This window comes from Paenibacillus amylolyticus (genome assembly GCF_036894225.1).
In the GTDB taxonomy this organism is placed as follows: domain Bacteria; phylum Bacillota; class Bacilli; order Paenibacillales; family Paenibacillaceae; genus Paenibacillus; species Paenibacillus amylolyticus.
The window spans coordinates 2,327,799-2,344,898 of sequence record NZ_CP145892.1; the positions used below are offsets into that span (position 1 = coordinate 2,327,799).

At 46.0% G+C, this 17,100-nt stretch carries 15 protein-coding genes, 1 tRNA gene and 1 riboswitch; of the genes, 9 read left to right on the forward strand and 7 right to left on the reverse strand.

The window, feature by feature from the left end; genetic code table 11:
• Nucleotides 1-14 precede the first annotated feature (14 nt).
• Nucleotides 15-1,070 (reverse strand): hypothetical protein, encoded by a 1,056-nt coding sequence (locus V6668_RS10575; protein WP_338708356.1) that lies wholly within the window; start codon nt 1,068-1,070, stop codon nt 15-17.
• 204 nt (nt 1,071-1,274) lie between these two features.
• Here V6668_RS10575 and V6668_RS10580 point away from each other — a divergent pair, with 204 nt between their 5' ends.
• From V6668_RS10580 to V6668_RS10595, 4 genes are all read left to right on the forward strand, one after another.
• Entirely contained in the window at nt 1,275-1,856 is a 582-nt protein-coding gene (locus tag V6668_RS10580; RefSeq protein ID WP_036609617.1) for a xanthine phosphoribosyltransferase, read from the forward strand.
• Nucleotides 1,857-1,953: 97 nt separating this feature from the next.
• Nucleotides 1,954-2,283 carry a hypothetical protein gene (locus V6668_RS10585; protein ID WP_036609615.1) on the forward strand — a complete coding sequence of 110 codons (330 nt, stop codon included), beginning with the start codon at nt 1,954-1,956 and terminating at the stop codon, nt 2,281-2,283.
• Between the two features lie 119 nt (nt 2,284-2,402).
• Nucleotides 2,403-2,621 (forward strand): hypothetical protein, encoded by a 219-nt coding sequence (locus V6668_RS10590; protein WP_036609613.1) that lies wholly within the window; start codon nt 2,403-2,405, stop codon nt 2,619-2,621.
• Nucleotides 2,622-2,762: 141 nt separating this feature from the next.
• Entirely contained in the window at nt 2,763-3,092 is a 330-nt protein-coding gene (locus V6668_RS10595; protein ID WP_017689352.1) for a carboxymuconolactone decarboxylase family protein, read from the forward strand.
• 73 nt (nt 3,093-3,165) lie between these two features.
• On the opposite strand, the gene V6668_RS10600 is transcribed toward V6668_RS10595, so the two are convergent.
• Nucleotides 3,166-3,630, reverse strand: a complete 465-nt coding sequence (locus V6668_RS10600; RefSeq protein WP_036609611.1) for a C40 family peptidase — start codon at nt 3,628-3,630, stop codon at nt 3,166-3,168.
• 5 nt (nt 3,631-3,635) lie between these two features.
• Nucleotides 3,636-3,767: riboswitch (cyclic di-AMP (ydaO/yuaA leader) on the reverse strand.
• 418 nt (nt 3,768-4,185) lie between these two features.
• Between V6668_RS10600 and pelA the strand changes: the two genes are divergently transcribed.
• Both pelA and V6668_RS10610 read left to right on the forward strand, forming a co-directional pair.
• A complete protein-coding gene (pelA, locus tag V6668_RS10605; RefSeq protein WP_338708358.1) occupies nt 4,186-5,148 on the forward strand; it encodes a pectate lyase in 963 nt (320 codons plus the stop codon).
• Nucleotides 5,149-5,324: 176 nt separating this feature from the next.
• Nucleotides 5,325-5,408 (forward strand) — tRNA-Leu (locus tag V6668_RS10610).
• 145 nt (nt 5,409-5,553) lie between these two features.
• On the opposite strand, the gene V6668_RS10615 is transcribed toward V6668_RS10610, so the two are convergent.
• Nucleotides 5,554-7,248, reverse strand: coding sequence for a carbohydrate-binding protein (locus V6668_RS10615; RefSeq protein WP_036670169.1), 1,695 nt, complete (start codon nt 7,246-7,248; stop codon nt 5,554-5,556).
• Between the two features lie 451 nt (nt 7,249-7,699).
• Here V6668_RS10615 and V6668_RS10620 point away from each other — a divergent pair, with 451 nt between their 5' ends.
• Entirely contained in the window at nt 7,700-8,494 is a 795-nt protein-coding gene (locus V6668_RS10620) for a divergent polysaccharide deacetylase family protein (RefSeq protein ID WP_422395275.1), read from the forward strand.
• On the opposite strand, the gene V6668_RS10625 is transcribed toward V6668_RS10620, so the two are convergent.
• Nucleotides 8,469-9,215, reverse strand: a complete 747-nt coding sequence (locus V6668_RS10625) for an N-acetylmuramoyl-L-alanine amidase (protein ID WP_338708359.1) — start codon at nt 9,213-9,215, stop codon at nt 8,469-8,471. The genes V6668_RS10620 and V6668_RS10625 overlap by 26 nt on opposite strands.
• A 195-nt stretch (nt 9,216-9,410) precedes the next feature.
• On the opposite strand from V6668_RS10625, the gene V6668_RS10630 reads away from it, so the two are divergent.
• The gene (locus V6668_RS10630; protein WP_338708360.1) at nt 9,411-9,629 is read left to right on the forward strand and encodes a YqzE family protein; all 219 of its coding nucleotides are present in this window, start codon (nt 9,411-9,413) and stop codon (nt 9,627-9,629) included.
• A gap of 120 nt (nt 9,630-9,749) precedes the next feature.
• On the opposite strand, the gene V6668_RS10635 is transcribed toward V6668_RS10630, so the two are convergent.
• The 3 genes from V6668_RS10635 to V6668_RS10645 form a co-directional block, all read right to left on the reverse strand.
• Nucleotides 9,750-10,700: a hypothetical protein gene (locus V6668_RS10635; RefSeq protein WP_338708361.1), complete on the reverse strand. Its 951-nt coding sequence runs from the start codon at nt 10,698-10,700 to the stop codon at nt 9,750-9,752.
• A gap of 211 nt (nt 10,701-10,911) precedes the next feature.
• Nucleotides 10,912-12,111 (reverse strand): YqhG family protein, encoded by a 1,200-nt coding sequence (locus V6668_RS10640; protein WP_338708362.1) that lies wholly within the window; start codon nt 12,109-12,111, stop codon nt 10,912-10,914.
• A gap of 3 nt (nt 12,112-12,114) precedes the next feature.
• On the reverse strand, nt 12,115-13,878 hold the full coding sequence (locus V6668_RS10645) for a DEAD/DEAH box helicase (RefSeq protein WP_101313413.1): 1,764 nt from the start codon (nt 13,876-13,878) through the stop codon (nt 12,115-12,117).
• A gap of 502 nt (nt 13,879-14,380) precedes the next feature.
• Here V6668_RS10645 and V6668_RS10650 point away from each other — a divergent pair.
• The gene (locus V6668_RS10650; protein ID WP_338708364.1) at nt 14,381-17,020 is read left to right on the forward strand and encodes an adenosylcobalamin-dependent ribonucleoside-diphosphate reductase; all 2,640 of its coding nucleotides are present in this window, start codon (nt 14,381-14,383) and stop codon (nt 17,018-17,020) included.
• The last annotated feature ends 80 nt before the right edge of the window (nt 17,021-17,100 follow it).

Here is a 17,100-nt window from a genome sequence, read left to right on the forward strand (position 1 = left end):
ACATAACCGTGAGGTTATATATTGTTGCGTTTACGAAAGGCGCCCCAGCGGTTCAGTACCAATTTGGCAGCCCAGATTAATGCCATACTTCCAAAGATGGGGTAAAGGATGGATAGCAGGGAACTGAATCCAAACTGGCTGAGTGAGTAACACAACAGCATAATGGTTAATGTAATGAAACGGGGATGGACACGTATATGTTGTCTCAGTTGCAAGGTCATTCCATAGATATCGGCTACAAAGGTACTGAATATTTCCATGAAAATAAGGGATACATATACAGATTGCACTGCCCATCCAAGTTGAAAGGCAATGCTGCCCATCGGGATTTCGAATTGGATGATGCCGGGCATCTGAGCTGACATGGCAAAATGAGCTGCCATCAGCATGAAACCAACGCCAATTCCACCCACCACTCCACCCCACTTCAGCACATTCCGACTACGGATCTGGTTACCTACTGGCACAAGAACAGCTTGAGCCAACACCAGATTGAATGAAGTATACAACAGTGGAGACAGCCACACTTGAATAGGGTTTGAGTCTGTCGTCAGTGTGATGAATCGGGAAGCACCTGGATGATGGATGGTACTTGTGATCATGAGCAGAGATAACAGGAGCATCATGGGCACGACGATGCTATTCATTTGTAGGATGGCTTGAATGCCCCGACCGAGAAGCAGATATGTCCCTACAAGTGTGACGATCAGACCTGTCTGATAATGCAAACCCAGATGCTCGACAAAAACGGAGCCTGCTCCGGCAAGCATGACACTGTTCACGCCAATGAGAATGAGAAGGGTCACCCAGGTGATCCATTTGCCCGCCTTATGGCCGAATAAATGTTTGTTCAGATCCTCATAAGAGCGGGACCCGGTATCGTGAGCGATCAGCATCATTTTGGTACCTAACCAGACAAAGAGCATGGTGGATAAGCCTATGGTGATGGTGGCCCATTTGCCATACTGGGTAAAAAACTGCAAAATTTCTTGCCCTGTAGCGAAGCCGGCTCCGACAACCGTTCCGATGTATGTAAATGCGATCTGCAGCACCCGAAATGCCTGTTTCATGTGTTTCCCCTCTCAGGCCCCTGTATAGTTTGGACATGCGGGTACCATGGTACAAGGTATGCTTGACCCACGAAAGTCATGACAATCGATAATGAGCTTTGGCTTGAAATGCGTCTCAAGGACAGCGCCCAGGCAATTTCGCTTGAACTTATAGATAGATATATGATACTTTTACCTCATAGGATAGGCTTGGGAGGTCAAATCATGGAATTATTGAAACAACGAATATTACAAGAAGGTGTGGTTATCTCGGATCAAGTATTAAAGCTGGATGGTCTGTTGAACCACCAGATTGATCCTGCATTAACGATGGAGATGGGACGTGAGTTTGCTGCCCGTTTTCGTGAAAGTGGAGTAACTCGGGTAATCACGGTAGAATCCTCAGGGATTCCGGTTGCTTTTGCAGCAGCCTATGAACTTGGGGTGCCCCTTGTATTCGCCCGTCGCAAAAAAACACTTCTGGCTGATCCTGATGCTTACTGTGAACGTGTACCGTCCTTTACCAAAGGAATTGTAACTGACATTATGGTATCCCGCGAGTTCATTCATGAGAATGACCGCATTTTGTTCATTGATGATATCATTGCCAATGGAGATGCCGCTCGTGGCGTCATCAAAATTATCGAGCGTTCCGGTGCGGAACTCGTCGGATTCGGCGTTGTGGTCGAGAAAAGTTTTCAGGCGGGGGCACGCACGATTCGTGAACAGGGTATTCCGGTGGAAGCCTTGGTACGCATTCGTTCCCTGAACGATGGAACAGTACAATTTGACGATAACGAAATGTGACATTTTAAAGGAATAGGGCCTATTTTTTGAACTATGCCTTTGCATGACCGCCGATTTCATTTATAATGGGGTTATGTTAGGGAGAGGAGGCAACACCATGGGGAACCAACCGGCAACAGAACAATTTTTTAATGATAAGCTGGCGGAATCGAAAGTTCATTTTGAACGTGCCCTGGATTGTAAACATACGGAATTCGATGACCTTTATCCCTATATGATTGAACATCCTCAATTTTTCTGGTACAAACGCTATGTTGCCTGGTCAGAATTACTGACGATTGTAGGCTTGTGCGAAGAGTTGTCCTTCTCTTGGAAAGAACAATTTACACCGCATCAAGTGGAGTACCTTGAAGAACGTGTGATGTCCGCCAAAGTGCTTGATTTTTGGTTCGAGAAGAACGACAGCAAAGAGCACGCGCAGCGGTAACTTTCAGTCGGGACATAATTTCGAATGACATGACAGTCCAATACAGTCACGTGAGACCTAAATGACTTTTCATTTAGGTCTCTTTTTGTAAATAAATTTGAAATATAGGAGCCATGAAGATGATTAGTGATACAGAATTGGACGCCCTGCGTCTGTCAGGTGAGAAAGTTAGAGTCGTACGGGACGAGCTGGAATCGAACGACGTGAAGGGCATTGTGGTTGCCTGGGATGGCGAGCAGGTACTTATCCGTCGTCAGAATCGACGTGTCGTTAAGCTGGACCGAGGTTACAGCTATCAGCTGTTCAGCGAGCCGCGCCAGAGTCCACTTAGTGAGTAACAGCTTATAATTATGGCAGAGCCATGAGCGTTAAATGTTTGGAATTACCATGATTTCTTGGCATAATTGGCTCACTCGGGAGAGAAGATAGGTACAGTGAGGAAGATCTGTAACTATAGCCGAGAGGGTGTGCTACAAGCCATGACATTGATGAATGATAAAGTTCATGCCTACAAGGATCAGATTGGAGCATTAAGCGATGTGCTGCCAGGTGTGGTGAAGTCGTATCATGAGTTTACCGGAGAATGCTTCCAACCTGGCGTGATTGATGCGAAGACAAAACAGCTAATTGCACTTGGCATTGGATTATTCGCCAACAATGAGGTATGTACTTTCTACCATGTAGAAGAAGCCCGTGCCAAGGGAGCAACAGATCAGGAGATTATGGAGACCGTAGCCGTGGCTGGAGCTGTTGGTGGAGGACATGCCCTGTCTCAGGGTGCGATGCGAGTGCAGAAGGCGCTGCATTAGTAAGCAATGCAACATACATTTTTAAGTGCAAAAAAGGCATCCGGTTAATAACCGATGCCTTTTTGTATGTGAATCACATTTTACCTAACATTTTATCATACATAAACTGTCCAGTTACCCGACGTGCTGTTACATAACGATCATTGAAGTATGGATTCGATAACTTCGTGATGCTTACACCTTTACTGCTGGAGGCATGAGCGAATTGTCCGCCGCCGATATATACACCTGTATGTGAAATGCCTTTGCCTGTTGTATTAAAGAACACCAGATCACCTGTCCGAACATTGCTCTTGGATACGGGAGTACCTGCTTTGGCTTGCTGCTGCGAAGTACGTGGTAATTCAATGCTGTATTTGTTGAAAAGATATCTCATAAAACCAGAACAGTCGAAGCCGGCTACAGTTGTGCCACCCCATTTGTAAGGAATACCTGTCATGTTGTTCACTACGGAGTTGATACTGCTTGCCTCTGTGCTTGTTGCCCCGGATGTAAATAATACAGCTGCTCCAAAAATGGAGATAATCAGTTTTTTCAAAATCAATGTTCTCCCTTCGATGCCTACGGAGTTAGCTAAGGGTTCGGTAGAAGGTTCCCTATATTTCCTATGTATAAGAATAATTCACCCAAATTGGTTCCCCCGTTTTCAAACATGAAACTCGGCAATGAATAATTAAGTTTTTGTAACTATTTGAAACTATATTGCATAAATGCGTAATTGTCAAACCCATTTAAAACCCTTCGTAATACCTCAATGTTAGCGGAATTAAGGTTTTTATATGAAAGAAGGGATCAAGTTTGGGTATCATTCATGACAAAAACGTCATTATTGGTTCGTTTAAGACGAATTTGGATAAATAAATAGGTTTGTCATGAGTTAAAAGGACTATCCCGTTATGTAGAATTAGAGAGATTATATTCATTAAGTTGCATATATTGACAAAAATCGATTTTTTGCATATTATCTGATTATCCAATCCACATATTGGATGAAAATTGATTTTATTATGCGATAAATACAAATAAAGGAGGTTTGGGGCGTATATCATACGTAAAGTAGAAGTGGAAGATTTATAAAAACGAACATAGGAGAGTGTTACATTTGAAAGCGAAGAAAATAATTACTTTTGTCCTGGCATGTACGATGGTGTTCTCAGTAGTTGGAATGGCAGTTCTCCCTGTAGGGACGGTATCTGCTGCAGATGCGTCGGGTACTACAGCGAGTATTTCTGATATTTTTAAGAACCAGCTGCCGGATGGAGGTTGGAGAAAAGATTATAAACAGACAAGTGGAGAGTGGGCAAAGTCCACGATAGACAACAAGGCTACATACTCAGAAATTAGAAGATTGGCGAAGGAATTTAAAAAGACAAATGATCCGCGTTACTCCACAGCTGCAATCAAAGGAATTAACTTTTTGATCAACATGCAGTATTCAAACGGCGGATGGCCACAAGTTTACCAAAGCTCCGGATACCACAAGCACATCACTTACAATGATGATGCCATGATTAATGTAATGATCATGCTGGATGAAGTAGCAGCACGCAAAGGTGATTTCTCATTTATCGACAGTACACTTGCTAACCGCAGTAAAAATTCAGTTGCCAAAGGTGTGGAGGCGATTCTGAATACACAGGTCGTTTCAGGTGGTAAGCTGACAGCATGGGGACAACAACATGATTCCAGCTCTCTTAAACCAGCGAGCGCAAGAATCTACGAAGTGCCATCGCTGACAGCTGGAGAGAGTGTAACGATTGTTAAATTTCTGAAAACCAGACCTGCTAACGCTAAAATTACCGCATCCATTAAAGGAGCGGAGGCTTGGTTTAACAAAGTGAAAATTACGGGTTACAAGTATGAAAGAGCTAATGGAGATAGTAAAATTATCGCTGATTCCAAAGCTGCACCAATTTGGGCACGCTTCTATGAGATCGGAACGGATAAACCAATCTTTATTGGTCGTGACGGGGTAGTTAAATACAAATTAAGTGATATTGATAAAGAAAGAAGAGGCGGTTATGCATGGTATGGCAACTGGCCTTCCAAGCTGTAATTTGTAGTATGCTTCCGTATTAATGAACCAAACTATTAGCAGCAGTTAAAGGTAAAGCCCGAATCGACATGGACGTCTGATTCGGGCTTTATTGTTATTATTTTCAGTGTTGACATGATAGATTACGCATGATATATTATTTCTTGTCGCCGATATGGATGACGGAGATACAATATGCGGTCGTGGCGGAATTGGCAGACGCGCACGGTTCAGGTCCGTGTGGGCTAACCCCCGTGGAGGTTCGAGTCCTCTCGACCGCATCTAAAAAAAAGACTCCTTAAGCTAACGCTTAAGGAGTCTTTTTTTGCATTTTTTGATATAACACTAACTTTAGTGATGAGTATCCAAGAGGTTAGTGCTTAGCTGCACGTACAGCAAATGTCTTCCATCAGCCATACGGAACGTTTATTGTGCTGCGGTAACATTAACGCTGTCAATATTCGGTCCTTCCGATCCGGTGGTAACCACTTTCAATGTATTGGTCCCCGTGTTCATGGGGACCTGTATTGTTTTTTCAACCCAAGTGGACCAGCTTCCCGTAGCCGGAAAGGGCTCGTTGCTAATGACTTTGGTTCCGTTCACAAAAATGTCGAGGTTCCGAGTGCCGCTTTCCAGCGCATAACGAAACTTTACGTTTTTGGTACCTGTTGTCGTGTTATTAATGCCGTTCCATTGAATGGCCGAACCAGTCATCGCATTGAAGTTAACATACCCGGACCCAGTGTAACCGGTGTAGATTGTTTCAATGGCAGCTTCCGTAAGTGACGTTCCGGTCTCGGCTTCATACGTCGTGCCACTGCCTGTATTCCCGCCGCTATTTCCGCCAGTAACGTTGGCAACAAACGTTGTTACGCTCTGAGGCGGGAGCTGTGCCGTGAAGGCTCCATTGGATACGTTAAGCGAGGTTCCGCTTGCCAGATTTCGACTGCTGTCCGTAATCCATGAGGACACAGTAGAGGCATTACCATTCTGCAGAACGAATTTTTGGCTTGTGGCTGAAGTTCCACGGTTAATTGCCACGACGACGACTTTGTTATCACCTTTATAGGCTGAGACAAATGTGTTTGTATCCGGATTTTTCGTTGCATCGACTCGCAGGTAGCCTGGACGCACGAATTTAGAGAAATGAGCCATATTATACCCGCGTTTGCTTATGGTACCGTCCTCTTTCATCGGACCATACTGTCTGCGGATGTACCACCACACGTAGGCCTGGAAATCACCTTCTACCATGGCATTGTGCATGTGATAGGAAACGTCTAATGCTTCAGGCCAGCGGTCTGCTGAGTTGTTGTCACTGTTTGGAACATACACTTCAGTCATCCACAGTTCTTTACCGGCTCCTTTTTGCTTAAAGAGAGGGTAGGCAAAATTCGAAATCTGGGTTCCATACGTATGTGCTCCCAGAATGTCCATGTTGGCAAGTGCCTGCGGATCATTCAGGATTGGGTCGGATATGTTCTTTAAGTACTGGAAGGATTCAGGCGCCATGACTTTGGTACCTTGAATGGACCCGGCATTTTCTTTCATGAATCGAAGGATCTCTTGTGGAGTCCACCAGGTCCAGTCATGAGCATAATCCGGTTCGTTTTGCACAGAAATGGCATACAGATCTACGCCGTTATTTTTCATGTAGGTTACAAAGTCGTTCAGATGTTGCGCATATGCGGTATATTTGTCGTATTTCAGACGTTTGGCATTTGTGTCCCCATTGCGGTTGAACGTTTCAACCATGCTGCTTGGAGGATTCCATGGGGATGCAAATACAATAGCACCCTTTTCGATAGCTCGTTTGGCTGTGGCAACTTCACGATACCAGTTATTGGAATCTGGATCAACGTAGATCCTGAGAATGGAGAAGCCTAATTGATTCTGGTCATTACCAAAAGCAGTTTCACGTTGAGCGGGAGTCAGATCACCAATCCAGGCAGGAAGGTTAATGCCCCCAAAGCCCTTGATCAGCTGTTTTTCCGAGGACAAATTAATGTTGGCATCACTGGCTGCTGACACATTTGTCGGGGTTAACATCAAAGGCAGGGCTGTTAAACAGGCCAAAAGAACATTAATCGTCTTTTTTAGTTTGAATTTCACTACTTTCATCCTCCTCGATAATAGTAAGTTACATAGAGAAACCGCAACCAGGAATAACAAACAAGAATAGCGGATTGTCTGGCATTTATTTTATGTAAACCCTTTCAAAACCTCCTTCCATAAATCATAGAATAGAAATGAAGCATAGAACCTCTTTCATTTGTTGATTCTACTAAATAATTCCTAAACTGAAAACCTGACAAATTACAGTATTTTTTCTAATTAATCTCTATTTTCCAACTGTTCAATGACAGTTATTGTCTGAATGCTAAGGAGAAAACTGGAATGATGGAGATCTTCACTTGAGATAGAGGTCTTCAATGGCGGGGATATGATCATTAAGGAAGGCTTTGGCTTACATATTCCTCCCTTCATTATCAAACAATGAGATCACAGAAGTTACGGGGAGGGAATCATGATGAAGGTACAGAGAAAGAATTATCGATTCATTGCAGGTATCATGGCATTATTGATTGTGTTTTACGCAGGCATATCGGCAGGAGGGCCTACAGCGGCAGCTTCAGAGTCCACATCGAATCACAAACGGTTAGCGATTATCATCGATGATGTTGGTAATGACATGAAGGGTACGGCAGAGATCCTGGCGATGCCAGTTAAGCTAACGGTAGCGGTCATGCCTTTTTTGCCTACAACGAAGAAAGATGCGATAGCTGCACATGAAAAGGGGATGGATGTGATTGTGCACATGCCCATGGAACCCAAGAAAGGACGACCGGAATGGCTGGGCCCGGGTGCAATCACATCCAATCTAACAGATGAAGAAGTCCGCTCACGCGTGGAGAAAGCGATTGATGATGTGCCACACGCCATTGGCATGAACAATCATATGGGTTCCAAAATCACTTCGGACAAACGCATCATGTCCATTGTGCTCGATGTATGCAAGGAGCGGGGCCTCTTCTTTGTAGACAGCCGTACGAACTTTCGCTCCGTAGTGGGGGAACTGGCCGTATCCAAAAACATGCCACCTGTAGGTAATGACATTTTCCTGGATGATCAAAACTCCAAGCAACACATTCGCAAGCAACTGGATCTGGCTGCTCAGCGTGCGATCGATAAGGATATCTGTGTTGTCATTGGTCATGTCGGCCATTCAGGGATGAACACATCCGCAGTAATTCGTGAATCTGTCTCCCGTCTGCAAAATCAGGTTCAATTTGTAGGGATTGGTGATCTGGTTCGAGATGTGTGGCAATGGCATTCTGCTCCTACACTACCGACAGATAATAAATAATGCCATTGGCAATGGACTGGGCGATTCGTTTTTGCTCAGTGGGGTCACTCATTCTGGTTCGATCTGCCGCATTGCTCAAAAATCCGGTTTCGACGATGACGGCAGGTTGCTTCACGTAATTCAATATATAAAAGGGCTTGCCCCATACGACCCCGTGCTCCGTTTCGTATAACTTGTTCATGGCGTCCTGAATGGATTGGGCCAGCAAATAACTCCTGCCTTCTTTCTGGTGCAATACCACCGGGCCGTGTGCATTCGATCGGGGACTCCAGTTCGCATGAATGCTGACCACGATATCTGTACTTACTTCTTCGCTAAGGCTTTTACGTTGGGCAAGATCTCTGGTATGACGGGAGCGGCTGTTCAGCCAGCGGTTCTCATCACTAAGTGCATAATCACCAAGCCGATTGATGATAACGGCATAACCTTTGCTGCGAAGCAGGAGATAGACCTTTTGGCTAATGGCGAGGTTGATATCTTTTTCCAGCACACCTTGGGCTGACGTACCACCGTCAATACCGCCATGGCCTACGTCGAGCAGGATAACGGGTGCTGCAAAGGCATGATGACTTGAGCGATAAGCATCTCCATCGGTCACTGGTAGCATGGATGGACTGTTCTGGGACGGGGCTGCTTTTCCATGCGCGACATGGTGGGGCAGGATGGGAAGACAATGGAAGCTAATGAGCAAGGCCACCGAAGCGGTCAGTAGCTTATACATGGGAATACACACTCCTTCATGAAATAGGTACCGGATGCAGATTAAAGACTGTATGGATACCTTTGGCATTAGACTGTGCATTTTGAGGGTTTTCATACTCCTTTCAATAAAAAAATGTTTAACCATTGCACATCCTGCACACAATAGAACTATCGTAAGCTCCGTGAAAGTGCAGGAGCGAAGGAGGCAGAGGTTATGGCCAAAAGTGATGAGTTGGTAAAATACATTACGCAACGTGTAGTACATTATATCGATACGCCGAAGGATGAGCGGAAAGGTCGCACCAAAAGGAAAGAGCCGTGGGCGATGAAGTGGTTTGGTATGATCCCTTTCGCTGTATCCCAGTGGGTGGGGAAAAAGGGAAAAGAATTCGATACACAGTCTCATAAACGAAGTTCTTCGGGAAAAGGGTGACTATCCCTTACCTATTTCACTAATGGTAAACCAAAAGACGCAATCCCTTAATAAAATGGGAAGGCGTCTTATTTGTTGTTTTACAGGTTATCTGAATGTATCTTGAGAATTTGCTGATGATTAAGGATATACGATGTAAAAAAAGCCATCTTGCTGCAATGTGCTTAAAGGGACAAAGCGTTGAATGGATGATTTTCCACCTAGCGCTACATATAGAATAGACTCTGCTACCTGATCTGTATGCCACAGCTGATAACCGCTAACAGGTAGAGGACCGCTGTATACAACGTTACGATCACCCGCTGAGAAAACAATCTCTTGATTCTCCCTGTGTTGTATCACATCTTGTGCCCGGTCGGCAGCAACAGGTTTGGAGGTAATCCACAACAGATTGTCAGCAGGATTGAAGACGGGTCGCAGATGAAGTGGATCGACTGATAAAGATGGCGTTGTGGATAAATCAGTTATGCTGACAGAGTTCTGTTTGGAATCAGCCTCCAGAAGGTTAAGGAACTCTGACGGCAGTACATCTCCGTTCGTAGCATCAATATAAAGTGCAGGATGATTAGGTTGCTCCACTTTCCAATAAGCCAGCAGGGGAAGAGCATAACCAAGATGAAGCTCTCCTCCTCCAGCAAGTAATGCCTCAAGGTTCACATGTTGTCGATCCAAGGTTTGTCCAAGAAGTTCATTGTTGTATGGTGACTGTTCTCCATGACCATATTCACTAAGCATCAACTGACCCTGCTCTGTGGCCGTAATAATCATATATCCGATAGGTTTGCCTTCAAACTCAGCCTGTACGAGCCAGCTATGTAAACCCGGGCCCAGAGGGTAGAAGTTCAGGTCGGCGTTCTTCCAATGCACTTCGCCGTTAGCTGTACCAAGTGTAACAGCTTGTTGCTCTGCAAACCGTTGTACAGCAGCGGGAGCTAGCTTTTCATTCTGAATGGCATGATGTTCAGGGCTATACTCTGTTGAGGATGCGGGGGATAGCGAAGACGTTTTTTGTTCCTCTGCATTGGCTATCGACCAAAAAGAGAATAGGGCAAGGCAACTGAGCAAGCCCAAGGTTATACAGGTTGTTTTCCGAGCGTTGTTCCAACACGTATGAAAGAATCGTTTCAAATTTTGCACCTACTTTTCATTTATCCGTTACCTGAGCGGGTTCTAGTTTCATTCTAGGGGACAGGCTATGCAAAGGTTGCCGCAACCTGTCGGGCAGCTGATCATGAATAAACACTACTTTTGCCAGCATTTGCAGGAAAAGTAGTGTCTTCGTCTATCTTAAGTGAAACATGCCGCTACTAATGGCAATCACTTTCACTTTGGGTTCATATTGCCAGATCATCTCGGTCCGGCGTGTCTCATACTGCAGTTTCATAGCTTCGCGATCGATTACCGCCTGTTTTGCTTTCTCTTCTTCGGCATCTGTCTCGGAGTTGATCGGTACTGCGGCCTCTGCCGCCAGTTCTACATCTGCTCCAATGGGTTTAGCGTTAGTTATATCCACAACTTTTATCAGTGGTGCAGGTGGCGTGCGGTCAGAATGGACATTCTCATTCTCCGTGTCTGAGGTTATGTTACCTGGTAATTCTACCTCAGGCGTATCTTCCCGGAGTACCGCCTCATAGTAGGTGTCCAACACGTCGAGCTCCAGATCAAGCCGCTCTTGGGCTTTCTCTGCCCAGCTATAATCGAGTTCCAGCAAGCGGTTCGTCAAATGAGATTCCAAAGCAGCTCCGGCATCAAATAACGAAACTTTAGCTGTCTGTACATGCATGTTCTCCGCAAGCCTCGGACTAAGATCACGTCGGTTCAGCTTAGTGCCGAATTTTTCTATAATTTCACCCGAGCGAAGGGAGATGCCGAGAAAATGCAATTCCTCCCGTTTCAAATCACAGGCGAATTCCACCTTGAAACACACACCAAGCCAAGGCTCATATACGGCTGGCGCTGTAGCCCGCAATTGCCGTTTGGCAGCCTGTTCGAACAGGTTCACGAAGGCACCGCCTTCACGGGCAGCGCCGAAAATCTGCTGCAGTCTGCGACTGCCATACACCACTTCTTCACGCAATATTCGTCCTGGTCCCAGCTGTGGCAGTGATGGCGTAATACCGAAGTAACGGCCTAAAATAGTTTCTTTTGGTGGCTCGCCTTGAGGACTGCCGTTGGTTACGCCATTCGTTCCATCAGGGTTAGGAACAGCAGGAGGTGATGCTTGCGCAGCTTTGGCTTCTGCTGCTTCAATGGCCTGCTGATAACTGTCAGGATCAAATATAAATGTAAAGGACATCGTCTCAGCGGGTGCTCCGGTTCGTTCCACGAACCCCCAATAATAGGGGCGATTGGTCAACGCTTTGTCCGCCTCAGGCGAGAGTTTGACTGTAACATGGGCAGGGGAACGCTCCATAATCTGACAATCCAGTGCTTCCAGATAGGTGAGAACATAAGCCTGCACTTCATGGGGAGACATGGTCATGAGTTAGCTACCTCCTTTACGAAGATCTAACAACCCGGATACGGCAGGCCCTTCATCTGAAACCTCACGTTGAATAGAGTTCAACGATTGTCCAAGTGAATCCATTTTTCGGCGAATATCTTCATCAGTTTGTGATTCCAGCATGATTTTGTACAAACTTTTCTCAATAGACTCCTTCTTCTCTAACCGTTCCAGAATGACATCCAGCCCGCCGATCACCATCTCAAACATATTGATCTTCTCATGCAGCAGATTCAGAATATGTTCCTCAATGGTTCCAGTCGTGGATAAATTGAAGATGTTCACGTCATTTTGCTGTCCCAGCCGGTGTACCCGACCGATTCGCTGCTCTACCCGCATAGGGTTCCAAGGCAGATCAAAGTTGATCATATGATGGCAAAATTGCAGATTAATGCCTTCACCACCCGCTTCGGTTGCAATCATGGCTTGCACACGCCCGCGGAAGAGATCCATCATCCAGTCTTTTTTGCCTCGATTCATGCCACCCCGATAGGGTACAGCCGTAAGCCCATTGTTGCGGAAATAGTTTAGCAGATACTCCTGCGTGGCCCGGTATTCAGTGAAGATAATTACTTTTTCATTCATGTTCCGAACCAGCTCCATCGTTTTCTCCGCTTTGGTATTCTCCTTGATCGCTTTAATATGGGCAACGAGTTCCCAAATCTTGTCCCGAAGGGGAGAGTCCAGCGGAAGTTTCTTCGACAGATTAACAAGCGTCACGAATACAGCATCCCGACTGCTGCACACTTCACGCTGCAATGTAACAAGGGAGAGCATGCTGCTCAGGTTGCCGCCAGCTTCCTGGTACTGGTCTTTAACAAAGGAAGTCACGCCATCATAAAGCGCTTGTTCTTCGGGCGATAGTTGCAGATTCACGTTGGAGACGTTCCGTTTGGTAAATTGAACAGGGCCTTCGCCGCGGCGGTTACGAATCATGACTTTGGATAACTCGTTCTTAAGCTGTTCCTGATTTTTCGGAACCCGTTTGTCTACAACAAAGTTGGCCGCAAAGTCACCCTGACGACCCAGTTGACCGGGCTTCAGCAGGTTGATCAGATTGAACAACTCGCTCATATCGTTCTGCACAGGTGTAGCCGTGAGCAGCAGACAATACTTTTTGCGCAATTTCAGCATGAATTGATAGTTGGTTGTTTTCTTGTTTTTGAGTTTATGAGCCTCGTCAATAATAATCATGTCGTAGTCGGTATTCAGCAGCATATCTTTATGTGGGTCACGTTTGGCTGTATCCATGGAAGCAACAACCACTTCATTCTGCCAGGAATAGGCCTTTTTCTGAGCAATAGCAGGGATGCCAAATTTTGAATTCAACTCCCGTACCCATTGCAACACAAGAGAGGCTGGCACGAGAATGAGTACCTTGGATACGAGACCCCGAACCATATATTCTTTCAGAATGAGACCGGCTTCAATGGTTTTGCCCAGACCCACCTCATCGGCGAGAATGGCCCGGCCTGACATTTCAAATAATACTCTGCGAGCAGTGTCCATCTGGTGAGGGAGTGGGGTAAGGCCTTGTAGATGCTTGAGACATTGGATCTCGTCAAAATTGGGAATCAGGTTGGTCTCTTCGGCTTGAATGCCCAGTTGGAAGAGTCGATAATCCCCCCAAGGACCTCCTTTATCCAGTCGTGATTCTAATTGATTAATCCAAGTCCGATCAAATTCTAAAGGAACGGGCAGCTCGGCTACAGGTTGATTCGTGTGATGCGGGTTTTTCCGGTTCATGGTGTTTCCTCCCCTGCCATACGTGATGACGTTTTATTCGTAGGTAATAGTATGGACGAATGAGAGTCAGTTCATAACTATGTGGGTTCAAATAAGGAATATTTACACTTGTCACTCCGATGACAGAATAACCTTCAATCGCTGTTATCCCCAGATTTTTTTTGATTCCCTTGTCCAAAGGGGGAAAACCCGGGGATAGCGTATGCTTTCGATGCAGCTTTCTTTCAGAAAGCTTTTAGGCCAACGCTTCGCTTCTTCAGGTTATTTCTGTCCTCTCCGTTCTTGTGTAAAAAGTTTAGTTGAACCAATGTGAACTACAGTTTATTTACAAGAAGCTTGTCCGTGTATAGGGAGTCTATAAAATAAGGTCTGTGATAAAAGTCGCATGGAAAATCAATATATGGTGTAATATACTGTTTTTATATCACTATATGTGGTGTTTCGTCATAATTTACTTTTATAGTGAAAATGGAGCTTTATGCCGGGGAGGTTGAATGTAGCGATGAAATCGAACCAACGATCGTACCAATTAGAAGGACTTAGCGAAAAAATATTCCTGGACCGATACGCCTGGAAGGACGCTGATTCGAATCATGCCAAGGTCGGAGATGTGGTATTGGTATTAACGAAGGATGATCCGAAGTTCCCAACCAAGGAAGTGGGCGAAATCATAGAACGTCAGGGTCAGCTTGTACAGGTAAGGACTCGAAGCGGAGAGATGATTGAGACAAACGTGGAGAAATTGACACTCAACATAGAAAAAACTCCAGAAGAGATGTGGGACCGTCTTGCCAAAGCGATGGCTTCTGTAGAATCCACAGCTGATCAGCGGGCGAAGTGGGAGTCCAAGTTCCGCTCTGTGTTGGAAGATTGGAAGTTAGTACCCGGAGGCCGCATTGCTGCGGGCGCGGGGGCAAGCGATGAGCTGACACTTTTCAATTGTTATGTCATTCCGTCTCCGCAAGACAGTCGGGGTGGAATCATGAAGACTTTGACCGAGATGACGGAGATTATGGCACGTGGGGGAGGTGTTGGCATTAATTTGTCCTCTTTGCGTCCTCGCCGAGCGGTGGTGAAAGGTGTCAACGGATCATCCAGCGGTTCCGTATCGTGGGGCGGATTGTTCAGTTATACGACTGGACTGATTGAACAGGGCGGAAGCCGCCGGGGTGCGCTCATGCTGATGATGAATGACTGGCATCCAGATGTGCTTGATTTTATTACCGTGAAACAAACGATGGGGCAGGTGACCAATGCCAATCTGTCTGTATGTGTGAGCAACGCATTTATGGAGGCTGTCAAGCAGGACGGAGATTGGGACTTGGTTTTCCCCGATACGAACGATCCGGACTACGACATCGAGTGGAACGGGGATATGCAGCAATGGAAAGCCGCAGGTCATTCGGTGGTGCACTATCGTACACTGAAGGCGCGCGAAATCTGGCATACCATTATTGAATCAGCCTGGAAATCGGCAGAGCCCGGTGTGGTATTCATGGAGTACTACAACCAGATGTCCAACAGCTGGTACTTCAATCCGATTATCTGTACTAATCCTTGCGCAGAACAGGGTCTGCCTGCCTGGGGTGTATGTAATCTGTCTGCCATTAATCTGTCCAAATTCTACGATGAAACAAATCATGATGTGGCATGGGATGAACTGGCGGAAACCACTCGTATCTCGACTAGATTTTTGGACAATGTCATCGATGCAACACCATATCATTTTGAGGAAAATAGACTGAATCAGCAGCGTGAACGCCGGGTTGGGCTTGGCACCATGGGACTGGCAGAGCTGATGATTAAGCTGCGTATTCGATACGGCAGTCCTGAATCTCTTGTTTTTCTGGATAGACTGTATGGATTCATGGCGAAGGAGGCCTATCTGGCATCGGCAGAGATTGCAGCAGAGAAGGGAGCTTTCCCAGCTTTTGAAGCTGAACCGTATTTACAGAGTGGATTCATGAAAAACATGGTTGCGACGTACCCTGAAGTGGGAGAGGCCATCCGTAAACAGGGCATTCGAAATGTCACACTGATCACACAAGCGCCAACGGGAAGTACAGGTACGATGGTGGGCACATCAACAGGTATTGAGCCGTATTTCGCCTTCAAGTATTTCCGTCAAAGCCGTCTAGGTTATGATGAACAGTTCGTACCGATCGCACAAGATTGGCTGGATGAACATCCTGGTGAAGCTTTACCAGACTATTATGTGACGGCGATGGATTTGTCGGCTGAGAATCACATACGGGTGCAGGCAACGATTCAGCAATGGGTGGATAGTTCGATCTCGAAGACGGCCAACTGTCCGGCTGATTTTACAATGGAGGATACGGCTGAGCTGTACGAACTGGCCTTCGACCTTGGCTGCAAAGGAGTAACGATATACCGTGATGGCAGCAGGGATGTGCAGGTGTTGTCCACGTCGAAGAAGGAAGAGACCCAAGGTGAAGATCAGAACACGGCGGAAGCTGAAGAGAAGACAGTCGTATCTGCTATAGAAAACCCGAATAATGCTGAAGTACAGGCAAGTGATGGAACTTCGAATAGCCAGGTTGGTGTTAGAACGCATTCTTCCGATCAAGCCCCGTCCTCTTCTACAGTGCTGGATAAACAATACAGAAGCCGTCCTCAAGTACTGCGCGGTGCGACATACAAAATCAATACGCCATTCGGGATGGCTTACATTACGATCAATGATCTGGAGGGAACGCCGGGTGAGATCTTCCTGAACGTGGGCAAAGCGGGATCGGACGTGTTTGCCATGGCTGAGGCACTCGGTCGAGTATGCTCTCTGTTCCTTCGATACGGAGATCATGGGCACAAGGTTGAACTGTTGATCAAACATCTCAAGGGAATCGGTGGTTCGGGAGCGATTGGCTTCGGGGCCAACCGGGTGGAATCGATTGCTGATGCAGTCGCCAAAGCATTGGAATGTCATGTACAGAGCGATGTGCAGGAGAACGAAACTGGAGCATTAATAGAACAGAATCAAGTGGAGAGCACGTATCCAGAAGTGGAGGATCAGAAAACCTTTATCGAATCGAGAGATTTATGTCCTTCATGCGGCTCGGCATCCCTGATGAATGTGGAAGGTTGCAAAACATGCAGCAACTGTGGGTACAGTAAATGCAATTAAATATCTTTTGAAAAAAAGAGAAAAAGAAAGGCACTCCTGACTCCATTACGAAGTCAGGAGTGCCTTTTTGTCATTTAGAT